19 protein-coding genes and 1 pseudogene are annotated in these 23,892 nt (G+C 67.2%); 4 read left to right on the top strand and 16 right to left on the bottom strand.

The annotated features are described in order from the left end of the window. Positions 1 to 1,142: 1,142 nt before the first annotated feature. On the top strand, positions 1,143 to 1,367 hold the full coding sequence (locus Q0C38_RS07100) for a CRISPR-associated endonuclease Cas2 (RefSeq protein WP_291296374.1): 225 nt from the start codon (positions 1,143 to 1,145) through the stop codon (positions 1,365 to 1,367). 2,414 nt (positions 1,368 to 3,781) lie between these two features. Continuing rightward, the gene (locus Q0C38_RS07095) at positions 3,782 to 4,501 is read left to right on the top strand and encodes a response regulator transcription factor (protein WP_291296373.1); all 720 of its coding nucleotides are present in this window, start codon (positions 3,782 to 3,784) and stop codon (positions 4,499 to 4,501) included. A gap of 804 nt (positions 4,502 to 5,305) precedes the next feature. Here the strand turns inward: Q0C38_RS07095 and Q0C38_RS07090 are convergent. From Q0C38_RS07090 to leuC, 16 genes and pseudogenes are all read right to left on the bottom strand, one after another. Beyond that, positions 5,306 to 6,061 (bottom strand): DUF6065 family protein, encoded by a 756-nt coding sequence (locus Q0C38_RS07090; protein ID WP_291296372.1) that lies wholly within the window; start codon positions 6,059 to 6,061, stop codon positions 5,306 to 5,308. A 335-nt stretch (positions 6,062 to 6,396) separates the two neighbouring features. After that, positions 6,397 to 6,537, bottom strand: a complete 141-nt coding sequence (locus Q0C38_RS07085) for a hypothetical protein (protein WP_291296371.1) — start codon at positions 6,535 to 6,537, stop codon at positions 6,397 to 6,399. 182 nt (positions 6,538 to 6,719) lie between these two features. After that, positions 6,720 to 7,832, bottom strand: a pseudogene (locus Q0C38_RS07080) (IS3 family transposase). Next, positions 7,832 to 8,812, bottom strand: a complete 981-nt coding sequence (locus Q0C38_RS07075) for an ABC transporter substrate-binding protein (RefSeq protein WP_291296370.1) — start codon at positions 8,810 to 8,812, stop codon at positions 7,832 to 7,834. Before Q0C38_RS07075 ends, Q0C38_RS07080 begins: the two are co-directional and overlap by 1 nt. A 23-nt stretch (positions 8,813 to 8,835) precedes the next feature. Continuing rightward, complete coding sequence (locus Q0C38_RS07070) at positions 8,836 to 9,912, bottom strand: ABC transporter ATP-binding protein (protein WP_291296369.1); 1,077 nt, start codon at positions 9,910 to 9,912, stop codon at positions 8,836 to 8,838. Between the two features lie 2 nt (positions 9,913 to 9,914). Then, positions 9,915 to 11,408, bottom strand: a complete 1,494-nt coding sequence (gene xylB, locus Q0C38_RS07065) for a xylulokinase (RefSeq protein ID WP_291296368.1) — start codon at positions 11,406 to 11,408, stop codon at positions 9,915 to 9,917. After that, a complete protein-coding gene (locus tag Q0C38_RS07060) occupies positions 11,398 to 11,676 on the bottom strand; it encodes a hypothetical protein (protein WP_291296367.1) in 279 nt (92 codons plus the stop codon). Before Q0C38_RS07060 ends, xylB begins: the two co-directional genes overlap by 11 nt. Before the next feature lie 3 nt (positions 11,677 to 11,679). Next, positions 11,680 to 13,161, bottom strand: a complete 1,482-nt coding sequence (locus Q0C38_RS07055) for an FAD-binding oxidoreductase (protein WP_291296366.1) — start codon at positions 13,159 to 13,161, stop codon at positions 11,680 to 11,682. Positions 13,162 to 13,259: 98 nt separating this feature from the next. Then, positions 13,260 to 14,333, bottom strand: a complete 1,074-nt coding sequence (locus Q0C38_RS07050) for a LacI family DNA-binding transcriptional regulator (RefSeq protein WP_291296365.1) — start codon at positions 14,331 to 14,333, stop codon at positions 13,260 to 13,262. A 72-nt stretch (positions 14,334 to 14,405) separates the two neighbouring features. Next, complete coding sequence (ilvD, locus tag Q0C38_RS07045; RefSeq protein ID WP_291296364.1) at positions 14,406 to 16,280, bottom strand: dihydroxy-acid dehydratase; 1,875 nt, start codon at positions 16,278 to 16,280, stop codon at positions 14,406 to 14,408. A gap of 145 nt (positions 16,281 to 16,425) precedes the next feature. Beyond that, positions 16,426 to 17,163, bottom strand: a complete 738-nt coding sequence (locus Q0C38_RS07040) for an ABC transporter permease (RefSeq protein WP_291296363.1) — start codon at positions 17,161 to 17,163, stop codon at positions 16,426 to 16,428. Then, positions 17,163 to 17,915 carry an ABC transporter permease gene (locus Q0C38_RS07035; RefSeq protein WP_291296362.1) on the bottom strand — a complete coding sequence of 251 codons (753 nt, stop codon included), beginning with the start codon at positions 17,913 to 17,915 and terminating at the stop codon, positions 17,163 to 17,165. Before Q0C38_RS07035 ends, Q0C38_RS07040 begins: the two co-directional genes overlap by 1 nt. Beyond that, a complete protein-coding gene (locus Q0C38_RS07030) occupies positions 17,912 to 18,739 on the bottom strand; it encodes an ABC transporter ATP-binding protein (RefSeq protein ID WP_291296361.1) in 828 nt (275 codons plus the stop codon). The genes Q0C38_RS07035 and Q0C38_RS07030 overlap by 4 nt, the downstream gene beginning before the upstream one ends. Next, positions 18,739 to 19,737 (bottom strand): ABC transporter substrate-binding protein, encoded by a 999-nt coding sequence (locus Q0C38_RS07025; RefSeq protein ID WP_291296360.1) that lies wholly within the window; start codon positions 19,735 to 19,737, stop codon positions 18,739 to 18,741. The genes Q0C38_RS07030 and Q0C38_RS07025 overlap by 1 nt, the downstream gene beginning before the upstream one ends. A 75-nt stretch (positions 19,738 to 19,812) precedes the next feature. Next, positions 19,813 to 20,454: a 3-isopropylmalate dehydratase small subunit gene (leuD, locus tag Q0C38_RS07020; protein WP_291296359.1), complete on the bottom strand. Its 642-nt coding sequence runs from the start codon at positions 20,452 to 20,454 to the stop codon at positions 19,813 to 19,815. Beyond that, complete coding sequence (gene leuC / locus Q0C38_RS07015) at positions 20,454 to 21,878, bottom strand: 3-isopropylmalate dehydratase large subunit (RefSeq protein ID WP_291296358.1); 1,425 nt, start codon at positions 21,876 to 21,878, stop codon at positions 20,454 to 20,456. The genes leuD and leuC overlap by 1 nt, the downstream gene beginning before the upstream one ends. 119 nt (positions 21,879 to 21,997) lie before the next feature. Between leuC and gcvA the strand changes: the two genes are divergently transcribed. Further along, complete coding sequence (gene gcvA, locus Q0C38_RS07010) at positions 21,998 to 22,975, top strand: transcriptional regulator GcvA (RefSeq protein ID WP_291296357.1); 978 nt, start codon at positions 21,998 to 22,000, stop codon at positions 22,973 to 22,975. 153 nt (positions 22,976 to 23,128) lie between these two features. Then, positions 23,129 to 23,818: a PEP-CTERM sorting domain-containing protein gene (locus Q0C38_RS07005; RefSeq protein WP_291296356.1), complete on the top strand. Its 690-nt coding sequence runs from the start codon at positions 23,129 to 23,131 to the stop codon at positions 23,816 to 23,818. Positions 23,819 to 23,892: the final 74 nt, after the last annotated feature.

Raw genomic sequence — 23,892 nt, 5'->3', positions numbered from 1 at the left:
TGCTCCTTCAACACGCCAATGATCTGCTCCTGCGTGAACCGCGATCGCCGCATCGTCCGTCTCCCTTTCGACGGACCCTACTTCAAACCGAGGGCACCCCAGGGGGCAGGGTCACGGCCTCCCCGAGCCGGAAGTCCGCGAGCACCGTGGGCACCAACGCCTCGGCGAGATGCTCGTGCAGGCCCTCCGGATTGTCGGCGCAAAGCTCCAGCAGGGTGACCCAAGGGCGCCGGACCTGCCCGATGCGTCCACTCGCAGCGCGTCGAGGGTGCTCTCGTCGAGCCCGCGGCCGAGGCGGGCGGCAATGCCCCGGCGCCACCCCGCCAGAAGGTCATCGACTTGGTCCTGGCAGCGCGGAAGCGCGTGGACGCTCCTGTCATCCCCGAAGGCGCGGAACGCCAGCGTCCAGCGGGGCGGCAGTCTGCTGGGCACCGCTGCGTCGGTGACCTCCACCGCCACCCGCGACGCAGCGGCGGGACACTCGGTGGCAAAGCATTCGAAGCACTGGAGAAGCTGCCAAACAGCGTGCTCAAAGTCCTGCCGCCTGTTGGACGTCAGGGGGAGGATGTGGCTCCCGGACAGGTCGGTCGGCTAGTCCCTCCCAGGCTTCGGAACGAGCATGGCGGTGGTGACCGCGCGGTCGTAGAGGCCGGGTAGTTCGCGCGCCAATCGGGCAGCTTCGTGGGCGAAACAGCCAAAGTCGATCTCGCCCCGCCGCTGAAGGCGTTTGGGGCAAAGGAGCGGCAAGAGCGCCGCCTCTGCGGCTCCGCGGTCCGCCACGGCGGTTCGGATAACCGCTTCCGTGAAGGTCCAAAGGTCCGCTTTGCTTGGCCTGTCTTCGCGAGACAGCGCACGGAGGCTTGCGCCCAGGTCACCTGGGCCTCGGTCGGCGCCGCCGAGCGCTCGGCGAGGACGTGCATCAGCAAACGAGCCGGCCCTAGTTCCTCGGGATCGCAGTCCTCCGAGAGGCGCGATGCGAGCCATGCCCAGGCATCGTCTGCCGAGTCGTCGGGGGCCGCAGGAGCGGTTCCGGTGGCCAGCGACTGCACGAGGTGACGGGCGAGCCGAAGCGCTGCCTCCCGTTGCGGTCCGCCGGGCCAGCGGTGCAGCGCGTCGCCGCTGGACGCTGGTAGCTTCACCGCGTGGCTTGGGCGTGCTTTGATTTTGGGCAGCGGGTGCAGGAGCCAGTGTGCGAGTGCGAGGATGACCCGGCGCAGTGGGCACTGCTCCGAACGCGATTGGTGTCTGAGGTTGATCCCAACGCCGATAGCCCGCTGTTCTATCGCCTTGGCGCTGATGGGCCTCGCGGGGGCCAGGGCATCGCCGCTAAGGCTGTGCCCGTCCTTAGTGGTCCGCTCTTGATCTGACGCATATTCTGATACCCATAGTGTCTATGCACCCTGGCGTGTTGTGGAAGATGATACAGCATTTTTAACGCTGCAAAATTACCTCACCCGATAATTCGTACTGTCGATTTTTGTAGGCGCATCAGAGGGCTCGCGGATTGCGATAGATTCTCTTTGGCGGAGTACATGTTCTGACTTGGCCGTCGTCTCCTCGCGGGGGCGTGGATAGAAACATTCCTGGCGCGAGGCAGAGATAAATGGAGATGGTCGCCTCCGCCCCCCCCCCCCCCGGCGCGGGGGCGTGGATCGAAACTCGACGGCAGAGTCAAAAGCGGTACCACGGGCGAGTCGCCCCCTCGCGGGGGCGTGGATCGAAACTGGCCGAAGTTCGGCGGGGTGCGGCGCCCAGCCCGGTCGCCCCCCTCGCCCGATCGCCCCCTTGCAGGGGCATAAAGCGGAACTGCGGCGCCAGCACATGCGCCAGGCGCTCGGCGGCATCGGCTCCTCGGGGGCGTGGATCGAAGCATCGCATGCGGCAGCGCCTGTTTCGCGGTGACTGGGGCTTTCGATCCAGGTACCCGAGCCAGATGATCTGCTTAAGGCGGAATGTACGCGCCCCACATGCCCGACGTGAGGTTGGTGTCCGACACGCTCGTCAGCGTCAGCGCTCTCCTTGGTAGAGCCCGACCACGGGCCCCTAGGAGGCCGAGCCCCGCTCCAGGGCAGCGCACTCGGCGTTCTGGCGCCTAGCTCAGTCGGCCGCGGATTCTCCGCGCCGATGATAGGCGTCAGCCAGCTTCGGGATCCGATCTTGAACGCTTGTCCGCGCCTTCGGAGCCGAGCCGGACGGTGGCGTCAGCGATGCCTTCGTGGGCGCAGTTCCCAATAGTGCCTGGCCGGGCAGGCCGGGCAGTGCTCCATGACTGCGTCTTCCGCCTTGCTCGTCCACCAGGAGCTGACGCACAGCAACTGCCCGACGAGTGTCACGGATCTCTCAGCCTCGGTTCCCGAATTGGGCAAGCCGAGGGCCGCCCGCGTCAGGTTGCACTCGTTCCAGGCCTCACGCGCAGTGGCACGCGCTAGAAACGCATATGGATCGCGAATGAGGTCCCGCACGTGCTTGCCTCCTCGACCGACACACACGTAAGCGTGCCGCCAAAGAAGTTGTCGAACGGTTAATGTTCGTATTCACGTCAGCGTTAACCAAGTCCAGCGCGGCTTGCCGAAGGCTGGCGCATGTATTCTGGCTAGCGTGCTACACGACCCAGGGCGCCAAGCATGAGCATTATGGGAGACGTGTCGAGGACCAAAGTGGCTTCGGTGGAATCGTCCAACGGTCATGCGAGGAAAGAGCAGTTGAACCCGCCACGCGCCTCCACGTGGCGGGTTGAAGACACGGCATTAGACGATCGGCGCAATCCCGCCGAGACGGACCCGGCCCCCATCAGCCACCGAACGAGGGAGGGGATTGATGATGCCCCCAAGGCGAACTTTGCCGGCGTCGGTCGTCAGCCCCGGAACGCGGATACGCTTGCTCGTCATCTGCATGAACCCCTTTTTCCCAGTGGCGACTGGCCGATCCAGCCGCCTGCGGACATAGGTATGCCGTGCAAACCTTAATGGATCGTTCCCCCGACAAGCGGCCAACGCATGTGCATGAGCCTGGACGAGGTTTTCTGAACCCCACGCAGCCCTTAGTCTCTGCAGCCGCAATTCACAGCGACAGCCGTTGCTGGCGGCGGAGGCAGTTACGGCCGATACCGTGCGAGACGCCCCTGGCCACCGCTGGCGCCATGTCAGAGCCCTATGCCGAGCCTGGATCGCTACCAGACGTGCCCGTGCAGCTCTCGGTGGTGGCGGAGGGCGTCTAGGCCGCAGGCATCTGGGAGGCAGTCGTCCCGCTCGCGTTCGCTCCCGTCAGCCGCGCCGCACTCGCGGACCGCATCATGGTGCAGCAGGGCATTGCGACCAACGATCCCGTCGCGCAGACGCTCATCAGCGCGGCGGGGCAGATCCGGAGGTGGTGCTGCGGCCGCCGTAAACGCGGCGCCTTCCTCCCGCTGCATAGGCCCAGCGGGTCATCGTCTCGCTCACGCGTGCCGCCAGCGATGTCTCGGCCTTGCTGCGCAGCCCGTAGGAGAAACCGTTGCAGCACACCGGCGGGACCGGCCTCGCGCGCCTCGTTGCGAAGCGCAAAAAGTGGAAGAATGACGCGTGCAGACCGAGGCTACCCAAAGGCTTAGGCCGCAGCAAAAATCTCGGAACCGGTGACCCATCCCTGGATCGACTGGGATCACGCTGCTTGATACTCGGGAAAAAGCGTTAAATCGCCATCATGATGCAACCCAAGGTTGGTTGACGATAGACTCGCACGCCGTCGCTGCCTTAATGCTCGCGTATGAGTTGTGCAGCTGTTGGGCGTAGGGTAAACGGCGATGCGTATGCTTCTCGTTGAAGACGAGCTGGTCGTTGCACGATCGGTCGCCGCGCTGCTGAGTGGGCACCGGATCACGACCGATATTGCCGGCAGCGGCGAAGACGGCCTCGACCACCTGCGGACCTACACCTACGACGCCGTGGTGCTCGACCGCATGCTGCCGGACATGGACGGGCTCGAATTCGTCCGCCGCGTCCGCACGTCCCGCATCACCACGCCGATCCTGATGCTCTCGGGCCATGGCGACAGCGCCACCCGCGTGAAGGGCATCACCCTCGGCGCCGACGATTTCTTGACCAAGCCCTTCGAGCCGCAGGAGCTGGTCGCGCGGCTTCTCGCGATCGTCCGCCGCGCCTCGGGCTTCGCCGACCAGACGCTGCGCGCCGGCCCGGTCGAGATGGACCTCCAGTCGCATGACTGCAAAGTCAACGGGCGGCACGTGCACCTAACTGGCAAGGAGCAGGCGATCCTCCAGCTCATGATGACCCGCAAGGGCATGGTGCTGTCGAAGGAGGCGATCCTGACGCATCTCTACGGCGGCAGGGACGAGCCCGAGATCAAGATCGTCGACGTCTTCGTGTGCAAGCTGCGTAAAAAGCTCGCTAATGCGGGCAGCCCGAACGTCATCGCGACAGCTTGGGGCAGCGGCTACATTATGCGCGAGTTAGAGCGCCCTATGACTGACGGAACCGAGGGGCCGGCTGGGTGCGGTGCTTGAGATCAGGCGCTCCGACATCTCCAGGAGCTTCCTTTGGGAAAAAAGAATTACACGGAGATGGGCCTCTTCAGCTGTCAGCTTCGCGTTTGGAACTGATAGGTCTAGCGCTACGCAGACGGTACGGATGATGTCTTGCATTTCCGCTTGGTCTGCGCTGTGTCGCGCGTTCTGCGTGTTCTCGATGAAATCAAGCATCGGCTGACGTTCTCCCGATTTTCCTCCCAACGCCCACGTATGTTTTTACCTAAAGGTTAACGAGTGGTTACCGGTGCAGGCACTTGTGTGTCAGCCGAAGCACAGATTTTAAGTCAGAACGTTGTAAATGCTGCCGAAAATGGCGGCTAACGCCTGATAACGATCCGGTGACCGCGACCCGCGCGGAATGGTCAGGGCAGCGCCGTCGCTACGTGCCTCCAGCGATCGCCCCTGCAGTGTGTCGCGCACGCCCCAGTCATGTTGGCTCTCCGCGCACGCGTGGCGAGAGACACGCTCTGTGCGCGGCAGCGGCGCCAGGCAGTGCCGCTAGGTGTCGCCCGCCGGGTTAACTCGCCGACGCGCTCAGGCACGTCGCGGGAACATCGGGTCGGGGTCAGGGGCAGCGGCAGGACTGGTCGTGGGCTTCAGCCGGCTGAGCCGCTCAATCCATAGCAGGGCAAGCTGACGCGGCGGCGGTTTAGTCAACGTCATGTAGCGACGGAACCACTTGAGTCATCCTGCGCCGAACCGCAATGTACAAGGGCCGCGCGCAGCACGATTGCCGCGGATGCGCAGATATGATCGCTCCGGGCGCGTCAACAGAGAGGCTTAGGCGGTGGCCTGGGGTGCCGCCGCGTAGGGGCATAGCCCCTTGCTGCGCCGCTTGCGCGCCTCTTTGGCATAGCGGCCGCGGTTGCGCTCTGGATCGATGGAGGGCTCGACGACGGTCGCCCGGTAGTCGGCCCAGTCCTCGTCGGTCATCGTCGCGATGTCGGCGACAACGCGGCCTGAGTTCTGCAGCTCCTCGGCGTACATAATGCGGGGCACGGGAACGGCGGTGGCGAAGGGGAAGTCGGGGTCGAGCCGCACCGGCACGTCGGTCTTCGTCAGGCGGATATTCGTGAAGAGGGGGCCGAACCAGCGGTCGGTCTCGACCACGCCCTCGTACACCTCGTAGCCGGGCGCGCGCGGCAGGTTGGCGGGAGGGCGGACCAGAAGGCTCCAGCCGGGGGCAGTGCGGGCGATCAGGCCGGACCAGATCTGCACCACGCCAGGTTCCTTCAGCGCGGCGACGAAGGGCGGCGAATAGCCGCGCACCTTCTCGGGTGCCGCGGCATCGAAGGTGTCTGCGAAGCCCGGGAACTGCGCGACGGACAGCGGCAGGAAGCCGTGCTCCTCTCCGCCATCCCACGTCCAGAACACCTGCGAGCCGTCCCAGAGGAAGGTGAGGCCGATCGGGGGGAAGACGTACCAGCCAAGGCCCGTCGCGGTGGTCACCGCCTCGCAGTAGCGGAAGGCGCGCGTGGGCAGCGTGCCTGCGCCCGAGCGGTCAGCGCGCTGGGGGGCGCGGGCGGTGCCGATCATGCGGTTGAAGGTGACCAGAGGGTTGTGCGGTGCCAACCAGTGCTTGGCGCGGGTCGCTGTTCCGGGATCGAAGGTTTTCGACACAGGGCGGATTCCTATTGAGAACATTTCGGGCAGCTATGGTCCTCTTGCCTCTCGCAGCGGAACAGCGGGTTGAAAGGGTAACTCGCACCACCATTGCCCCAGAAAAAGGCACGCCCCTTCGGTGCGCCTCAGGCTTCTGCGATTCCAACGAAGCTGGCTCCGAGGTAAAGTTCGAGGCTTGGCGGAACTCAACCTCACCAAGCCTCGAACACATTTGGCGCCCCAGCGAAAATAGCAGCGAAAGAAGTGGATCACACGATTGGCGCGATGCCGCCGAGGCGGACCCTGACGTTGTCGGCAATCGCCCGCTGCAGCGGGTTAATGATGCCGCCAAGGCGGACTTTACCAGCATCAACAGCAGAGGCTGCAGGCAGGCGGATGCGTTTCATCATGTTTTGTTCCTACGCGAAGGTCGACTTGGCCTGTCCAAGTCGCCGAACGCGAATGTGTGCGAGAACTCTGAAAAAACGGTTAATCGACTATGGTCCCTATTTCTTATGGTTAATGAGACCGATGGGGCCCTGTGGCACATCGGCCGCGTCGGCGTCTGACCTAGCCCTCGATGCGCCCTCGTTCATGAGCAGAGCCTGTTCTCCATTTGCCTCGATGCGGGGCGGGTTGCAAAGGCTGCTAGGGGAGCCCGTTCAGGCTCGTGTGTGGGCGGGACGTGTTATCGTCGTTCCTCCATTCTTCGAAGATCCGGCGCGCTGCGAGCAGGTTGCTGAACAGGTGCTCGTTGAGGCACTTGTCGCGGAACCGGCCGTTGAAGCTCTCGAGAACCCGTTCTGCTGCGGCTTGCCCGGCGCGATGTAGTACCAGCCGACACAACGCTCCTGCTGCCAACGCAGCATCGCACGCGAGGTTAGTTCGGTGCCGTTATCACTCACGATCAGCGCCGGGCGGCCGCGCAGCGCCACGATCCGGTTGAGCTCACGCTCAACGCTCAACCCCGACAGCGAATTTGTCCGCCACCAGCGTCAGGCACTCGCGGGTGAAGTCGTCCACCACGGCGAGGACGCGGAACCGCCGCCCGTAGGCCAGCGCGTCGGAGACGAAGTCCAGCGACCAGCGTTGGTTCATCGCCTGCGCCACCACCATCGTCGCGCGCGTGCCGAGCGCGCGCTTGCGACCGCCACGCCGCCGTACACCAAGGCGTTTCGCCCGGTACAGACGGAAACAGCTTCTTGTGGTTCAGCCGGTGCCCCTCACGCGCCAGCAGGATGTGCAGGCGCCGGTAGCGAAAGCGCTGGCGGTCATTCGCCAGCGCTCGCAGCGGAATGCGGACCTCGTGATTGTCGGGGCGCCGAGAGACGTAGCGATACGTCTTAGGTGCCAGGCCGACGAGCTGGCAGGCGCGCCGTTGCGAGTAGTCCTTCTCCTCGATCGCCCAGGTCACTGCCGTTCTCCGCGAGCCGGGCGTCAGAAGCATTTTTTGTCAACATCTCCCGCAGCGTTGAGACGTCGAGCATGAATTCCGCGAGCAGCTTCTTCGGCCGCGCGTTCTCCTCCCCAAGGGTATTCAGCTTGCGGGCATCGGAAACCTCCATGCCGCCGTACTTCGACGCCAGGCGTAAAACGTCGCCTCGCTGATCCCATACTTGCGGCACAGATCCGGTGCGGCCGCACCGGCCGGGTTCTCCTTCAGCACACGATTGATGAACTCCTGCGTAAACCTCGATCGCTTCATCATCCGTCTCCCTGCGACGGACTCTGCCGCAGACCGGAGGCATCCTCAGGGGCAAGGTCATTGACGGCCGAGCGTACGCCACCGGAATCCGGATACGGCATCATGCCGTACTTGTCGGCAAGCTGGGGCGCGCGCTGCTCGATGAACTCGATCATCCGCCCGGCATAGGGCGCGTGCACCGCCTGCTCGGCGGCGAACTGCGCGAGGATGTTGCCGAATGTCACCTGCGTGAGGCCTGGCGGCATCGTCTTGTAGAGCTCGCCGAAGAAGTCGAGCCAAGCCGCCGTCTTGCGCCGCATGTCGGGCGTGTCGAACACCAGCGTCCAGTTGTCGTCGAACAGCTTCACGTCCTCGGCCCAGAGACGGCCGATGCTCATCCAGTTCGTCGCGTCGTTCGAGCCGATCGGTGTCGTGTAGCCGAAGCGGCGCGTCGCGCCCTCAGTCATCGACCGGCGGCTGTTGTCGAGCAGCTGCGCCCAGGTCTTCGGCGGCTCGAGCTTGAGCTGGTCGTAGACGTCCTTGCGGTAGAACAGCCAGCAGAGGTTGTAATCATACATGTACCAGTAGTGCTGACCGCCGATGGGGAACAGGATGCGCTTGCCCCACTGGTGCTTGTTGACGAGCTCCGTGATCGGCGTGAGCTGCCCCTCGTTCGCGAGCGTCAGCACGTGCGCGACGAAAATGAGCGTTCCGATGTCATACGGCCTGCCGCCACGGATGGCGGAGACCATGCGCGTATACGCATCGCCCGGCGGCACCGTATCGATCACCACCTTGACGCGGCGCTCACGCTCGTACTGCGCGGCGGCCACGCGCAGCGCACGAACGCTGTCGATGCCGGGCTCTGCGTTCAGGAAGCGGAGCTCGCGCACCTGCGCATGCACCGCCGGCATCGGCAGCCCCGCATAGGCAGCAGCAGCCGTGCCGGCCGAGATCAACGTGCGGCGGCCAACGCCGCCTGGTTGTGTCCCCTTGTTCATCGTCACGTCTCCTCCGTTATGGTTCATGGAACGGCAAGGCTCGCGCCCGTCTCGCCGTCGAAGACATGCAGGCGGCCCGGCATGGGCGCCAGCGCGATGTGTTGGCCGGGCGCCAGCGCGTCATCGCGCGGCAGCAGGGCCTTGATGATGATGCCAGCGACATCGAGGCCGACCAGCGTCCGGTCACCGAGCCGCTCGACCATGCCGATCGTGCCGGTGATGCGCGGCCCGGCGCCGTCGGCGACCGCCAGATGTTCCGGCCGGATGCCGAGCGTGATGCGGCTTCCCGGTGCCGGCAGTCGGATGCCATGCTCCGGCAACGGCAACACGGCTTCGCCGATGTGTACCGTCGGCCCTGGCACGACATCCGCCTCAACCAGGTTCATCTCGGGGGAACCGATGAAGGCGGCAACGAAACGATTCGCGGGGCGATCGTAGAGCGCGAGCGGCGGGCCGACCTGCTGGATCCGCCCATCGCGCATGGCGCACACCCGGTCGCCCAACGTCATCGCCTCGACCTGGTCATGCGTGACATAGACCATCGAGGTGCCGACCTCGCGGTGCAGCTTGGCGATCTCCTCTCGTGTCTGAACGCGCATGCGGGCATCGAGGTTCGACAGCGGCTCGTCGAGCAGGAAGGCCTCGGGGTCCCGCACCAGGGCACGGCCGAGCGCGACGCGCTGCATCTGGCCGCCGGAGAGCTGCCGCGGCTTGCGGGCGAGGAGTTGCTCGATGCCGAGCATCGCCGCGGCGCGCCGGACCCGACGCTCGATGTCCGCCCTGTCGAGCTTCTTCATGCGCAGGCCAAAAGCGAGGTTGTCGTACACCGACTTGTGTGGATAGAGAGCGTAGTTCTGGAACACCATCGCGACGTTCCGGTCACGCGGTTCGAGCCTCGTCACGTCGCGCGCACCGATGCTGATGCGCCCTTCGCTGCTCTCCTCGAGGCCAGCGATCATCCGCAGGGTCGTCGACTTGCCGCAGCCCGACGGTCCGACGAGGACCATGAACTCCCCGTCGGCGATGTCGAGCGAGACGGCATCGACGACGGTGAGGCCACCGAACCGCTTGCTCACCCGATCGAGCGTGATCGAGGCCATCGTCAGCGCGCCGCGTCGACGAGCGCGTGGTTGACAGGCGCCAACGCTGCCTGCGCCTGACGGTACAACGTGAAGCCCTTGTCATAGGCCTCCACCGCCGCTGCATCCGGCTCGTGCCGCGCCACGATGCGAACGGCCGCCCGCGCCGCCGTTACCGGATCGGGCCACACGCCGATGCCGACGCCCGCGAGCAGGGCAGCGCCGAAGCTTGCATCCGCCGTGGCTGGAAGCTCGATCGTGGCATTGAGCACATCGGCCACGATCTGCCGCCATGTGGCGCTGCGCGCACCCCCGCCGGTGATCCGCGCGGTCGTGAAGCCGAGCCCCCTGCTCCGCAGCACCTCGGTACAGTCCCGAAGCGAGTAGGCAATCCCTTCGTAGAGTGAACGGACGATCTCGCCGCGTCCGTGCGCGAAGGAAAGGCCAACGAAGTCGGCCCTGAGCTTCGGGTCCCAGTAGGGCGAGCGCTCGCCGTTCAGGTAGGGATGGAACAGCAGTCCCTTGCTGCCACGCGGCGCCGCGGTGGCGAGCGCGTCCAGCGTGGCGAAGCTCTCGCCGGGAAACAGCGTGTCGCGCAGCCAGCGATGCGCCGAGGCGCAGGAGTTGGTGGCGGTGATCACGTACCAGTGGTCCGGCACCACGTGATAGTAGTTGATCAACTCGCGATCGATCCGTGGCTCACGCGCAAGCACGCTCACGGTCGCCGCGGTGGCGAGCTTCACGCAGCCGAGCCCCGTTTCGACCATGCCGGCGCCGAAGGTCTCGATCGCGGTGTCGGACGTCCCGCAGATCACGGGGGTTCCAGCCTTGAGGCCGGTGGCCTTCGCGGCCGCTTCGGTGACGACGCCAGCGCGTGCCGTGGGCTCGATGATCGGCGGCAGCGTCGTCATATCCCAGCCGATGAGCCCACAAAGCTCCGCCGACCATGTCTTCTTCGCCGCATCCACCATCAGCGCGCCGAGCGCATCGATCGTATCGGTCTCAAAACCGCCCGTCAGCCGCGTGCGGAGCCAGTCCTTGGCGAGATACATCCGCCGCACGCGCGCGAAGGCCTCCGGCTCGTGCCGGCGCACCCACAGCATCTGCGGCAGCGTCCAGGTCGGGTTCGCGCGATTGGCACCGTGCGCGAGGATGCGCGCGTCGTGGCCGGCCCGAAGCTCCGCCGTCTCTGCCGCACTCCGCTGGTCGTTCCAGAGGATCGCTGGGCGGATCACGCGACCGTCGACGTCCTCCAGAACCTGGGTATGCGCGCCGGCGGAGAACGAGATCGCGAGGATCGCCCCCGCCCCCTCGCCCGAGGCCGCGATCGCGCGCGGCACCGCATCGACCAGCGCTGCCCACCATCCGGCGGGGTCCTGCTCGCTCCATCCCGGGTGTGGAGAGAGGGTCGTGACGATGGCGGATGCCTCTCCGGCCACCGTGCCGTCGGTGCGGATCAGCGTCGCCTTCAGAGAGCCGGCGCCGAGGTCGATGCCGAGGAGGAGCTCAGCCGGCATGGGCCGCTCCCGCGACGGCAGCGACCGCTGCCGGGATGTCGTATCCGTAGGGGCAGGCCGCGCGGCACGCCTCCGCCATCGCCGTGTCGCCGAGGGCAGCGGCGATCGATGCATCGGGGGCCACGCGCCGTTCGGCCAGCATCAGCGTGAGCGCAGACAACGCAGACGGCGTCGACGCCTCGCGCTGCGGAGCTCCGTCCGGCCAGGCGCTGCGGCAGAGATTGGGGCACCAGGCGCAGAAGCGCAGTGTGGCCATCGCGTCAGCCATCGCTCAGCCCTCCCCGCCGACGCGGGCAGCACCGTCCCGCCCGCGCAAGCCAAGCTTGCCGGGGTTGAGGATGTTGCCAGGGTCGAGCGCATCCTTGATCCGCTGCAGCATCGCCGCACCGCCAGCCCCAAGTTCCGCTGCCATCCACGGACCGCGCAGCAGCCCCGCGCCGTGATGGTGCGCGATCGACCCACCCATCTCCACCGTCAGCGTCTGCAGGAGGTCCCAGGCACGGGCGTGGAGCGCAAGGCCGTCAGCACGCGGCATCGGCGGGAGGCGGACGGTCATGTACTGGCACGCCCCCTCGGGATAGGCGTGCGACCAGTGGGCGCCGAAATGCGCGCCTGGGCAGAGGCCGAGGATCGCCTCGCGCATCCGCCCGTGCATTTCGACGAGACGGCTCCACGCACCGGTGATCTCGCACGTGTCCATGTAGTGGCCGGAGGCCTGCCACGGCGGCGAATAGCTCTCGAAACGATGCGCGAGCCAGTGGCGGTAGGGGGCATCGCCCTCCTCCCGCCCGCCCAGCGCATCGGTGATCTCGCGCGCCAGGTCACGCTCGAGGGAAGCAAGCCGTTCGATGCCGCTGAAGACGAGGATCGCAAGCACGCGTCCCTTAACAAAGCCGGCGAGGTCCTTGGTGCGCGGCGCCGTCTCGGTGTCGTCGTAGAGCCGGAACACGGCGGGGCGAAGTTCCGCCTGCATGATCCGCCGCCCTGCCTCAAGCCCGGAAGCAATGTCGGGAAAGGAGAGCATCAGTGGGAGTTCCGCTTCCGGGCGCGTCCAGATGCGCAGCGTCGCCTCGGTGATGATGCCGAGTGTTCCCTCGCAGCCGACGAACACATCGCGCAGCGACGGGCCGGTTGACCGCCGGGCTGCCGGCCGCACCTCGACGTTCGTGCCATCGGCAAGTACGGCGCGAAGGCCGACCACCATGTCCTCGATCTTGCCAAAGCGCGTGCTGTTCTGCCCCGCACCGCGGCAGGCGAGCCAACCGCCGACTGTCGACATATGCAGGCTCTGCGGCAGGTGGCCGCACGTGAAGCCCTGCGCCGCGAGCGCCGCTTCGAACCGCCCGCCATTCATGCCGGCCTCGACCGTCGCGAGCCCGTCGGTCGCGTTGACGGCGACGAGACGGTTGAGTCGCTTGAGGTCGAGCACGATCTCGCCACCAAGCGGAATGGCGCCACCGAGCACGCCGGAGCCGGCGCCGTAGGGAATGACCGGCACGGCATTGGCGTGCGCCCAGGCGAGCACGCGGGCGACCTCGTCATGCGTGCCGGGGCGAACGACGGCGCGAGGAAGCACGCCGGGCACCAGGCCATCGCGGAAGGCGAAAGTGGCGAGCGGGGCCCGGTCACGCGATGCGGCGAGGCGATCGGGGAAATCGGCAAGGACATTGGCGACACCCACGATCCCCGCGAGCGCGTCGGCGAGCGCGGCATCGGGGCCGGACGCGGCCTGGGCCGCCAGCATCGGCAACATTGTTTCCTCCAGGCACACGCTCCGTGTGCGCAATCGTTTGTTCTGAGTGGATGCTGGCGCGGCTTCATATGCTTGTCAACGCTCAGGCGCGGGGCCGGTTACCGCTCAGGCGCGGGGCCGGTCGAGGCCCGGCGGACAAGCCCGCCAGGAGGAAGGAGCGTTGCCGCCGCGCTGGTCGCGCCACCTTCGATCATCGCGATCAGCGCCTCCGCCCCGGCAGCACCCATCGCCTCGGCCGGCAGCGCGACGGTGGTGAGCTGCGGCTCGACAAGTTCCGCCACCGGCCCGTCATGCAGCGCGACGACCGAGATGTCGCCCGGCACGGCAAGCCCCGCCTGGCGGAGCGTGCGCAAGGCGCCGGCGGCAGAAACGAGGGTGGCGGCGAGCACCGCTGTCGGGCGCGTACGGACGCGCGCGAGAAGGGCTGCCATCGCCGCCGCACCGCCCGACGCGGTGTAGCCGGCATGCTCGACAAGTTCCGGATCGTGCCGGATGCCATGCGCCTTGAGCGCCGCCCGCCAGCCGGCAAGCCTGCCCTGGCCGTTCCAGCCACCGACGCGACCCGCGAGATGCGCGATCCGCCGATGCCCGAGCGAAACGAGATGATCGATCGCCACGCGCGCTGCCGCCAGGTTGTCGAGCGCAACCGAACAGGCGCCAGGCAGGACGCGGTTGAGCGCGACAAAGGGTACGCCTGCCTCCGCGAGCGCCTCGGCGAAGGGCGCATCCTCCTCCAAGGTCGCAGCGAGCAGCCCGTCGACGCGGTTCAGCTGGGCGAGCCGCGCGTAGGCATCCTTTGCGGGCAGGGCATCCTCGAGATGCGAGATCAGCAGGGCATAGCCGCGGGCCGCTGCAACGCGCTCAGCGCCGGCGATCGCGGCAGCGAACACGGGGTTGTCGAGCTGCGGCACCGCGATGCCGAGCGTGTGGGTTCGCGCGGTGCGCAGGGCACGCGCCACCGGGTTGGCCCTGTAGCCGAGCGCATCGGCTGCCGCGAGGATGCGCGCGCGCGTCTCATCGCGCACGCGCTGCCCCTGCTCGCCGCGCAGCACGCGGCTTGCCGTCGAGACATCGACCGCTGCCTTAGCCGCCACGTCGGAGAGGGTCGGGACGGCCGCCCGCGGGGCCGGTCTCGCGGCGCGTCGGGCGGCAGGGGCCATGCTCCGGGTCATCGTTGCAGGGGACGATGCCGCGCCTTCACCGCGTCCGGCAAGCGGCGTCGCACCCTGCCCGCTCGCCCAGGCTCAGCCGCGCGCCGAGCCGCGCCGCCGCCCCGCGCTGTCGACATCCCGCACGGCGCCGCGTGAGGCGGAGGTCGCCATCGCCGCATAGGCGCGCAGCGCGGTGGACACCTGGCGCTTGCGCGGCATGTCAGGTTGCCAGGCAGCGTCGCCCTTCGCCTCCATCGCCGCGCGCCGCCGCGCCAGCTCAACCTCACTGACTGCGAGGTGGATGCGGCGGGTGGGGATGTCGATCTCGATCAGGTCGCCATCCTCGACGAGGCCGATCGTTCCGCCCTCCGCTGCCTCCGGCGAGCAATGCCCGATCGAGAGGCCCGAGGAACCGCCTGAGAACCGCCCATCGGTGACGAGCGCGCAGGCTTTCCCGAGGCCCTTCGATTTCAGGTAGCTCGTCGGATACAGCATCTCCTGCATGCCGGGCCCACCCCGCGGCCCCTCGTAGCGCACGAGCACCACGTCACCCGGCTTCACCGTGCCGCCGAGGATGCCGTCAACCGCCGCATCCTGGCTCTCGAACACGCGGGCGGGGCCGGAGAAATTGAGGATCGAGGCATCGACGCCGGCAGTCTTCACGATGCAGCCCTCCTCGGCGAGATTGCCGTAGAGCACCGCGAGCCCGCCATCGGCGGAGAACGCGTGCGCCAGATCGCGGATCACGCCGCTTTCGCGGTCGAGGTCGAGGTCATCCCACCGCGCATCCTGGCTGAACGCCACCTGCGTCGGGACGCCGCCTGGTGCCGCGCGGAAGAAGTGGTGCACGCGCTCCTCCGCCGTCCGCCGCACATCCCATTGCGCAAGCGCTTCGGCCAGCGTCGGCACATCGACGCGGCTGACGGAGGTGTCGAGCAACCCCGCACGATCGAGCTCGCCCAGGATGCCCATGATGCCGCCGGCGCGGTGCACATCCTCGACGTGAACGTTCTGCACCGAGGGGGCGACCTTGCAGAGCACCGGCACGCGGCGCGACAGCCTGTCGATGTCGGCCATGGTGAAGGCGACGCCGCCTTCCTGCGCGGCGGCAAGCAGATGCAGCACGGTGTTGGTCGACCCGCCCATGGCGATGTCAAGCGTCATCGCGTTCTCGAAGGCAACGACGGTCGCGATGTTGCGCGGCAGGACGGAGAGATCGTCGGTCTCGTAGTGCTGGCGCGTGATCTCGACGATCCGCCGCCCGGCCTCGAGGAACAGGCGCTTGCGGTCGGCGTGCGTGGCCAGAACCGTGCCGTTTCCCGGCAGCGCGAGGCCCAGCGCCTCCGTCAGGCAGTTCATCGAGTTCGCGGTGAACATGCCCGAGCACGAGCCGCAGGTCGGGCAGGCAGAGCGTTCGATGACCGCTACCTCCTCGTCGGTCACGCTCGCATCGGCGGCGACGATCATCGCATCGATCAGGTCGACGCTGCGCTTCTGGCCGCGATGGACGACCTTGCCCGCCTCCATCGGCCCGCCGGAGACGAAGATGGCGGGGATGTTGAGGCGCATCGCCGCCATCAGCATGCCAGGCGTGATCTTGTCGCAGTTGGAGATGCACACCATCGCGTCGGCGCAATGGGCGTTGACCATGTATTCGACGCTGTCTGCGATCAACTCGCGCGAGGGCAGGCTGTACAGCATGCCGTCATGGCCCATGGCGATGCCGTCATCCACCGCGATGGTGTTGAACTCCTTGGCGACCCCGCCCGCCGCCTCGATCTCGCGTGCGACGAGTTGGCCAAGGTCCTTCAGGTGGACATGGCCCGGCACGAACTGCGTGAAGCTGTTGACCACCGCGATGATCGGCTTGCCGAAATCGCCGTCCTTCATGCCCGTGGCACGCCACAGGCCGCGGGCACCGGCCATGTTCCGGCCATGCGTGGTCGTGCGGGAGCGGTACTGGGGCATTGGCGATGATCTCCGGCCAGGGGAGGCGAGCGCCCTTTGTCGGGCAACCGGGCCCCGTCGGGCAAGGGAGGACTCCGTCAGGCAGGGAAAGAATGGGCGCGGCCGTTGCGACCGGCCCGCATGGCCGGCGGCGCCTGCAGGGCTCTCACCGCGGCAGCTTGCGGTCGAGATGGATGAGCAGGAGGCTGACGGTGACGGCGAACACGGTGACCAGCAGCGTGATCGACATGATGATGTCGACATGATGCAGGCCGATCGCGTTCATCAGCATGAAGCCGAGGCCACGTTGCGAGGCGAACATCTCGCCGAGCAAGGTGCCGATCAGCGTCAGCGAGAAGCCGATGCGCAAGCCCGTGAAGATTTCCGGCAGTGCTGCCGGCAGCAGGATGCGCCACATCAGCGCCGGCGGGGACAGCTTCATGATCCTCCCTGTCTTGATCAGCACCGGCCGGATCGTGCGCACTGCATTCATCGTGAACAGCGCGATCGGGATGAAGCCGTGGATCGCCCCGAACGCGACCTTCGCCGAGATGCCGAGACCAAAGGCGAGCAGCAGGATCGGATACAGCGTCACCTTCGGAATGGAGTAGATGGCCACCAGCATCGGCTCGGCCACGTCGCGCGCGAAACGGTTCACCCCGAGCGTGATGCCGATCAGCAGCCCGGACGCTGCAGCGAGCAGCAGTGCGAAGCCGAATGCCAGCGTGGTTTCGCGCAGATGCGGCCAGAAGCGCGGATCGGCCAGGAGACCAGCGAGAGACGCCACGGTCTCGGCGGGCGAGCGCAGCGCGATTTCGCCCACGAGCAGGTAGAGAACCTGCCACACGGCGGTGACGCCGATCACGAGCAGCAGCGGGCCACGCCAGGGGGGAGCATCGTTCATCACTGCATCCCGCGGCGGCCGAGGACAAGCCGCTCCCAGCGCCTGACGATCATGTTGAGCCCGATCGCGGTGAAGAGAACGAGAACGATGAGCGGATACATCGTGGCGTTGTCGAAGTTGTTGTAGGCGAAGGAGATCTCGAACCCCATCCCGCCCGTCGACATGATGAACTCGGAACCGATCACGCCGATGAGCGAGTAGGCGAGGGCGAGCTTCACGCCCGTGAGCACGAACGGGATGGCGTAGGGAAGCGTGATCCGCCGCGCCGTGGCGGCGCGCGAGAGGCGGGCGATGCGCGCGGTCTTCATCAGCACGCGCGGCACGCGGTCAATCCCGTTCAGCGTGTTCACGATCACCGCGACGACGCCCAGCATGAACCCGATCATGATCTGTGGCGCATCGCCGATCCCGAACAGGATGATGAGCAGGGGATAGAAGGCGAGAACGGGGATCGCGTAGTAGGTCGCGAACAGCGGCTCCAGCGCCTCGCGCAGCAGCTTCACGCCGTGGATCACCACGCCCGCTGCAACCCCGACGACGACGGCCGAGACGAAGGCGATTGCCGAGTTGGTCAGCGTTTTCGCGATTGCCGCGTTGTAGCGACCGGAGACCAGGATATCGGCAAGGTCACGCAGGATCAGGGTCGGCGGCTGCATGGTGAAGCGCGTGATCACGCCGGTGCGACACATCACCTCGATCAGGCCGATCAGCCCGACGATGATCACCAGCCGCACGAGCGAGGCATATTTCATGCCGCGTCCGTTCCCTTGCCGAGCACCTTGAGCGATTCCGCGCGCAGGTGGCGCCATAGCTTGGCCGTGATCGCACCGAACGCGCTCTCCTCGATGATCCGGCTGTCGCGGTCGGCGGGCCAGCCTGTCTCGATGATCTCGAGCAGCCTGCCAGGCCGCGCCGACATCACGCCGATCCTGTCGGCGAGCATGGCGGCCTCGTCGAGCGCGTGCGTGATCAGGAACACCGTCGCCCCCGTCTCGCGCCAGAGCTTCAGGAGCTCCTCGCCCATCAACAGGCGAGTCTGCTGGTCGAGCGCGCCGAAGGGCTCATCGAGCAGGATCAGCCGCGGCTGCAGCACGAGCGTGCGGGCGATGCACACGCGCTGGCGCATGCCGCCCGAAAGCTGTGAGGGATAGGCGCCGGCGAAGCCGTCGAGCCCCATCGTCGCCACGGCACGGCGCACGCGCGCCTCGACCTCACCGGCCGGCAGTGACGTTTCACGCAGACCGAAGCCGATGTTCTCGGCGACCGTGAGCCAGGGAAAGCACGCATCCTCCTGGAACACCACGCCGACGCCGTCCGGCACCTCGCCCTTGATCGGCCTGCCCTCGAACGTCGCCGTGCCCTCTGTCACCGTCGCGAGTCCGGCGAGGACCTCGAGCAGCGTCGACTTGCCGCAGCCCGAGGGCCCCACGACGGCGAAGAACTCGCCCTTGGCAAGGTCAAGGTCGATCGGGCCGAGGGCATGGACGTCGGGGCGTCCGCGGCCGAGGCCGCGGAACACCTTCGTCACGCCCTCGAGCCGCACATGGGTCTCGCCCTGGCGTCCGGGGCCGTGCATCAGGCGAGCGCCCTGATGTCTTCCGGCAGGAAGCTGGTGTCGATCATCTTCGCCAGGTCAACTTCCCCGGTCAGGGCGCCGACGCTCTTCTGCAGCTCGACCATGCGCACGAGGCCGGCCATCTCGAACTGGCCTGAGCCCCAGTAGGGAATGCCCTGGGTTCGGCTCGTGGTCAGGTTCCGGACGACGGTTTTCCCGACCTGGGGCGGGATGTTGTAGACGCGCGCGACAATATCGCCCGCCTCGTCCGGATTCTCGTGCATGAACGTGACGGCGCGGCGGCGGGCGCGGATGACGCCCCGGATGAAGTCGCCGCGCGTCTCGGCCATGTTGCGCGTCGTCACCCCGATGACGTTGGCGAGCGGCGGCAGAAGCTCGCTCGCGCTCGCGATCACGCGATACTTGCTGCCGTGCTGCGACCAGAGCGGTTCCGGCAGCGGAACGGCATCGGCGATGCCGCGTTCGAGGGCGGCCATGCCCTCGCCGAATCCGCCGGTGCGGACCAGTTCCACCGAGCCCTGCGGCAACCCAGCCTGCTGCACGAGCATGTTGGCGAGCGCCTGGCTGGTCGAGCGCGGGTTGGTGAAGCCGATCTTCCTGCCGCGCATGTCAGCCATCGAGCGGATCGGCGAATCAGCGCGCGTGGCCCAGACGAATTCGGCCACCGTCAGCACGTTGTCGCTGATCATGATGAGGTCGAGACCCTGTTGGATCGCGGCGATCGCCACGGTGGGGTTCACCTCGGCATAGGGAACGCCGCCCGCGATCATGTTCCTGAGCGTGGTGCCGCCGCCGGCGGAGGTGATGATGCCGCTGACATCGCCACGCTCCTCGCGGAAAAAGCCCTTCTCCAGCGCCACCGCGTAGGGCATGCCGTTGGTCGAGACAGCGTAGTTGCTGACGACGATCTGCGCCGCCTGCGCCTGCGCTGGCCGTGCGAGGCCGGCGGAGGCGAGCATCGCGCCGATCATCACCTGTCGTCGTGCTGGCTTCATCATCGTTCGTTCCTCCCATGCTGCCCGCCTTGTCTGCGCGGGACTGTTTCGCGTGTGTGCGGCACTCCGTTCGTCAGGTCACACCTTCTCCCGCGCAGCGTCTGGAGCGAGCGCTGCATAGAGCCACGGGCGTTCCGCCATGTCCGCCGTGGCATGGGCGGCGATGGCCTCGCCGTGCCGCAGCGTCGCTGCGATCTCGTCGTCACCACGCAGCAGCGCTTCCTTGCGGTGCGCCTCGATCGCGAAGCGGAACGGAAGCCCAGCCTCGGGCGTGATCGCCTCTCCGGCAAGGTCGACGTGGAACCGCGTGTTCGGGTCGGCCTCGATCAGCGCGATCGCGCGGGCGAGATCCTCCTCGGAGATGCGCGCCGGCAGCAGGCCGTTGCGCAGTGCATTCTCATGGAAGATGTCGGCGAAGGATGGCGCGGCGATGCAGCCGAAGCCGAAGCGCTTCAGCGCCCAGGCCGCTGCCTCGCGCGAGCTGCCGCAGCCGAAATTGGCACCCGCGAACAGCAGTCGCGCGGTGCGGAAGGGCGGAACGTTGAGCACGAAATCGGCGATCTCGTTGCCGTCAGCGTCGAACCGCCATGCCGCGAACAGCCCGCGCGCGAGATCCGCCTCGGCGGAGCGGAGCCAGGCTGAGGGGATGATCGCATCGGTGTTGATGTTCGCCCGGTTCAGCGGGGCGCCGACGCTCCTGAAGGCGACGAAGGGTTGCATCAGCCGAGCACCTTCCTGACATCGGCGATCGCCCCCGTGATGGCCGCGGCAGCGACCATCGCGGGGCTCGCGAGATGCGTGCGGCTGCCCGGCCCCTGGCGGTTCTCGAAGTTCCGGTTCGATGTCGCGATGCATCGCGCGCCCGGCGGCACAACGTCCTCGTTGATGCTCACGCACATCGAGCATCCGGCGCTCCGCCACTCGAAGCCTGCCTCGGTGAAAACCCTGTCGAGACCCTCCGCCTCCGCCTCGCGGCGCACTGTGGTCGAGCCAGGCACGACCAGCGCCCGGACGCCTGGGGCGACACGCCTGCCCTTCGCCACCTCGGCGGCTGCGCGAAGGTCGGACAGCCGTCCATTGGTGCAGGAGCCGATGAAGGCGATGTCGATGCCGATGCCCTCGATCGGTCGCCCGGGCGGAATGTCCATGTAGGCAAGTGCGGCCGCTGCGAGCCGGCGTCGTTCCGGGTCCAGCATGCCGTCGGGGTCGGGGACGCGGCCGTCGATGGCAACGACCTGGTCCTGCGTCGTGCCCCAGGTCACCTGCGGCGCCGCGGCAGAACAATCGAGGGCCACGTCACGGGCAAAGGCGGCATCCGCGTCACTCGAGAGGTCGCGCCAGGCAGCGACGGCACGCTCCCAGTCGGCGCCCGCGGGGGCATAGGGGCGGCCGGCGAGATAGGCGAAGGTCGCATCATCGGGAGCGATCACGCCAAGCCGCGCGCCGAGCTCGATCGACATGTTGCAGATCGTCAGCCGCCCCTCGACAGGAAGCGCGCGGATCACCGGCCCGGCATACTCGATCGCATGGCTGCGCCCGGCATCGATGCCGAGACGGCCAATGGCGAAAAGGATCAGGTCCTTCGCCGTCACGCCGGGGCGGATCGTGCCTTCGAACGAGACGCGCATCGGCTTCGGCCGCGGCAGAACCAGCGTCTGCGTCGCGAGCACGTGCTCGGTTTCGCTGGTGCCGACGCCGATGCCGAGCGCGCCGATGCCGCCGACGGTGGCGGTATGGCTATCGCCGCAGGCGAGGATCGTTCCAGGAAGTGCGATGCCGAGCTCAGGCCCGATGACGTGCACGATGCCCTGGCGCGGATGCTCGACACCCCAGTGGCGAATGCCGCGGGCGAGCGCGTTGCTGCGGATCGCGCGCATCAATTCGCGGCCGCCAGGGTTGGTGTCCTCGTCGCGATCGGGCGCGGTGGAAACGATGTGGTCCTGGACGGCGAAGGTCAGTTCCGGCCGCGCGACAGGCCGGCCGGCCCGCGAGAGGCCATCGAAGGCGAGCGCGCTCGTGGTCTCCTGCACGATGTGCCGGTCGACGAAGACCAGGTCGCGGTTGCCGGGAAGCTCCCGGATGCGATGCTTGTCCCAGATTTTCTCGAACAGGCTCCGCCCGCCACCGTGCGCTCGTGCGTGCATACCCTTCCCATTTCCCACCGGCCGCGTTGACGGGCCGTGCCCAAATCTTGGTTTGCTCCGACGACCATGTCGGAACAGGATCATGTGATCACCGGGAGCGCGACATCGCGAGCGATAAAATGATCGCCATCATCGATGAAAACTCAAGCAGCGACGGACGGCGCCTCCCTCCGCTCAACGCGCTGCGGGCCTTCGAGGCGGCAGCACGGCATGCGAGCTTCACCCTGGCAGGCGCAGAGCTCTGCGTCACGGCCGGGGCGGTCAGCCGTCAGATCCTGCTGCTCGAGGCGCATCTGGGCGTGCGGCTCTTCAAGCGGCAGCATCGCTCGGTCTCGCTCACCCGCGCCGGCGAAACCTATCTCGACGGGATCAGGACGGCGTTCGACCAGATCGCGGCCGCAACCGCCCGGCTGGTGCCTGCGGATGACGAGCGGCTGCTGCGCCTGAAGCTGCCGCCGACCTTCGCGATCCGCTGGCTCATCCCGCGCCTCGCCAGCCTGCATGCGCGCGACGGGACGCTCTCGGTCCAGATCACGACCTCGCACGACGCCGTGGATTTCGACCGCGAGGATGTCGATGCCGCGGTGCAATGGATTGGCCGCCCGCCACGCGGCGTCGAAGGCGAGCGCCTGTTCGGCGAGGTGCTGGTCCCCGTCTGCAGCCCACGCTTCCCGATGCCGCAGGGTGGCTTCTCGCCCACTGCCCTCGCCCGCGAGGTCCTGATGCACTCGATCCAGCGCCCGCGTGACTGGCCGCGCTGGTTCGACGCAGCCGGCGTGCGCGACCAGGCCCTGAAGCGGACGATGATCTTCCAGAACTCGAGCCTGACCTACCAGGGCGCCATCGAGGGCCTCGGCATCGCGATCGCGCAACTCGCCTTCGTGCATGACGAGCTCAAGACCGGCAGGCTCGTCGAGGCGCATCCGCTGAAGGCGCCGACCGACATGGGCTATGTGCTGACCTATCCGCGCGCCAAGGCGAGGCTTCGCAAGGTGCGACTGCTGCGCGACTGGCTGGCGGAGGAGGGGGCGGCGACCGAGCGCCTGCACGGTGCCGTCGCGGCTTCCGCCCCGGTCACTGACGCCCGCGCACCCTGACGGCAGGTTGGTCGCGACGGCGATGGCGGGGTGCTGATGCCACGTTGTCAGGATTTTTTACAGCTAGTTGGCAGACGTGCACGGAAAGCGTGAGGAATCAGGCAACTAGCGCTTTGGCACATGACTTGCATCAACTATTGACATCTATCACTCATGAACCTGGAGTTTATCATGAAGGGCCGTTTTCTCGCCGCCACCATCGCCGCAGCCGCTGCCTTCGCAGCACCTCAGGCCAATGCCGCGTCGATCGTGCATGACACGTTCGCAGAGTTCTCCTCGATCACCTTCACGCCCGGCGCCGGCTTCCCGGCGGGCGACGCCAGCCGCAATGGCGGCGTGGACTTCCTCAACATCTTCGACAACAACGAGGTGGGGACGTTCCTGTCGCTCGGCCGTGGCGGCATCCTGTCGCTCGTGATCGACCCGACGACCAACCGCATCACCAGCGGCCTCGCTGTTGAGCGGACGAACGTCGGCTCGTCCGACCAGGAGCAGGTGCGCGTGTTCCTCGGCATCGACGATGCCGGCTACGTCGAGATCGGTTCGTTCCTGAACACCAACCTCGGCGGCACGGTGATCGACCTCGCCGGCGGCCCGACGCTCAGCGCCACGACGGTCGGCGGCGGCACCGAAGGCCGCACGCGCTACTCGATCAGCGGCGTGACCGGTGACTTCAATTCGATCCGCTTCGTCGACTACTCGCTGAACACCTCCGCCGACGGGTTCGACATCTCCGAGCTCGAAGTGTCGTCGGTTGCGATGGCGGTGCCTGAGCCCGCAACGCTCGCGCTGCTCGGCGCTGGCCTGCTCGGCCTCGGCCTCGCCCGCCGCCGCCGCGCCTGATCCAGGTCCGACACCCCTTTCGGAGGGGTGTCGGAATCCTTTACAGGCCCTTCGCCCGTGAAGATGGGATGGCA

This window comes from Elioraea sp. (assembly GCF_022842375.1).
Taxonomy (GTDB): Bacteria; Pseudomonadota; Alphaproteobacteria; order Acetobacterales; family Acetobacteraceae; genus Elioraea_A.
Note: the sequence above shows the minus strand (reverse complement) of the source record. Positions and strands in the feature narration are given on the sequence as shown.